The sequence below is a fragment of the Pseudomonas sp. 05T35 genome (assembly GCF_056396605.1).
In genome coordinates this window covers 1-2,176 of sequence record NZ_JBFTLU010000603.1, presented here as the reverse complement: position 1 = coordinate 2,176, position 2,176 = coordinate 1, and the positions used below count along the sequence as shown (strand labels likewise).

Genomic DNA, 2,176 nt, shown 5'->3' with positions numbered 1-2,176 from the left:
TCCGTAAACCGGCCAGATGCTCGACTCGCGGCTTCTCCGGTTTGCCCACCGCATAAAACGGATACCCCAGACACACCAGCGCATCCGCGCCCAACTCATCGGCCAGCAAACTGGCCATGCGTCCGCCCATGGACTTGCCGCCGATGGCCAGGCGCCCAGTGACATGGCGTCGCACCACGGCATACACATCACGCCAGCATTCGAGCAATTTTGGCGCCGGATTCGGCGGGCGTTTGCCACCGTCGATGCGCCGTTGCGCCATGTACGGAAACTCGAAACGCAACACGTTGACGCCAAGCCCGGCAAGGCGTGCGGCGATGTCGTTCATCCAGTCACTGTCCATCGGTGCGCCGGCGCCATGGGCCAGGATCAGGGTCGCCGATGCCGGCGCCGAGGCGGCGTCCCACAACCATCCGCGATCCTGCACGCACTGCGCCCATTGATCCCCGTCAATACTGGCCTTGTGCTGTTTGTCCATGCTTGCCTCGCTTTTAATCTGCCTATAACTCCAGGCGAAGAGAGCGTTATCGCCGTGCGCGAACGCTTTCACTTCGGCTGAACCGTGGATGGGGAACCATGAACACTTCTTTAAGTACCGCCTATAACTACAAGGTGGTCCGCCAATTCGCCATTATGACGGTGGTGTGGGGCATCGTCGGCATGGGGCTCGGGGTTTTTCTCGCGGCTCAATTGGTCTGGCCTGAACTCAACTTCAATTTGCCCTGGACCAGCTTCGGCCGTTTGCGCCCGCTGCACACCAACGCGGTGATCTTCGCGTTCGGCGGCTGCGCCCTGTTCGCCAGCTCCTTCTATTCGGTGCAACGTACCTGCCAGACGCAGCTGTTCGCGCCGAAAATCGCCGCATTCTGCTTCTGGGGCTGGCAGTTGGTCATTGTCCTGGCCGCCATCAGCCTGCCGCTGGGCTACACCACTTCCAAGGAATACGCCGAGCTGGAATGGCCGATCGCCATTTTGATCGCCATCGTCTGGGTCGCCTACGGCGTGGTTTTCTTCGGCACGGTGATGAAGCGCAAGACCAAGCACATCTACGTCGGTAACTGGTTCTTCGGTGCGTTCATCATCACCGTGGCCATCCTGCATATCGTCAACCACGCCTCCCTGCCGGTGAGCTGGACCAAGTCCTACTCGGCCTACGGCGGTGCGACGGATGCCATGGTGCAGTGGTGGTATGGACACAACGCGGTAGGTTTCTTCCTCACCGCCGGCTTCCTCGGGATGATGTACTACTTCGTGCCGAAACAGGCTGAACGTCCGGTGTACTCGTATCGCCTGTCGATCGTGCACTTCTGGGCRCTGATCACCCTGTACATCTGGGCCGGCCCGCACCACTTGCACTACACCGCACTGCCGGACTGGGCGCARTCRCTGGGCATGGYGATGTCGCTGRTCCTGCTGGCRCCGAGCTGGGGCGGSATGATCAACGGCATGATGACSCTCTCGGGCGCCTGGCATAAGTTGCGCAGCGACCCGATCCTGCGCTTCCTCGTGGTGTCCCTGGCGTTCTACGGCATGTCGACCTTCGAAGGGCCGATGATGGCGATCAAAACRGTCAAYGCCCTCTCCCACTACACCGACTGGACCATCGGCCACGTACACGCCGGYGCACTCGGCTGGGTGGCRATGATCWCSWTCGGYKCGCTGTACCACATGATCCCGAAARTCTTCGGCCGCRMGCAGATGYACAGCMTCGGCCTGATCAACACGCACTTTTGGCTCGCCACCATCGGCACCGTGCTCTACATCGCCTCGATGTGGGTCAACGGCATCGCCCAGGGCCTGATGTGGCGCGCGGTCAACGACGACGGCACGCTGACCTACTCCTTCGTCGAAACCCTGGCAGCCAGCCACCCAGGCTACGTCGTGCGGCTGGTGGGCGGCGCGATTTTCTTCAGCGGCATGCTGCTGATGGCTTACAACACCTGGCGCACCGTGCGTGCCGCACAGCCAGCCGAAGTCGCYGCCGCGGCGCAGATGGCCTGAGGAGTCCGCCATGAAACACGAAACGATTGAGAAAAACGTCGGCCTGCTGTTGCTGCTGATGGTCTTCGCGGTGAGCATCGGCGGTCTGACCCAGATCGTCCCGCTGTTCTTCCAGGACGTCACCAACAAGCCGGTCGAAGGCATGAAGCCTTACACCGCATTGCAACTCGAAGGT

3 protein-coding genes are annotated in these 2,176 nt (G+C 61.4%); 2 read left to right on the top strand and 1 reads right to left on the bottom strand.

Going from position 1 to position 2,176, the window contains the following annotated elements; genetic code table 11:
* Positions 1 to 478, bottom strand: a 478-nt coding sequence (locus tag AC1DH9_RS27830) for an alpha/beta family hydrolase (RefSeq protein WP_477809204.1), incomplete at its 3' end; no start/stop codon positions are given.
* A gap of 98 nt (positions 479 to 576) precedes the next feature.
* Between AC1DH9_RS27830 and ccoN the strand changes: the two genes are divergently transcribed.
* The gene (gene ccoN / locus AC1DH9_RS27825) at positions 577 to 2,001 is read left to right on the top strand and encodes a cytochrome-c oxidase, cbb3-type subunit I (RefSeq protein WP_477809203.1); all 1,425 of its coding nucleotides are present in this window, start codon (positions 577 to 579) and stop codon (positions 1,999 to 2,001) included.
* 10 nt (positions 2,002 to 2,011) lie between these two features.
* Positions 2,012 to 2,176 (top strand): cbb3-type cytochrome c oxidase subunit II (locus AC1DH9_RS27820; RefSeq protein WP_477809205.1); only part of this gene is annotated, 165 nt, incomplete at its 3' end.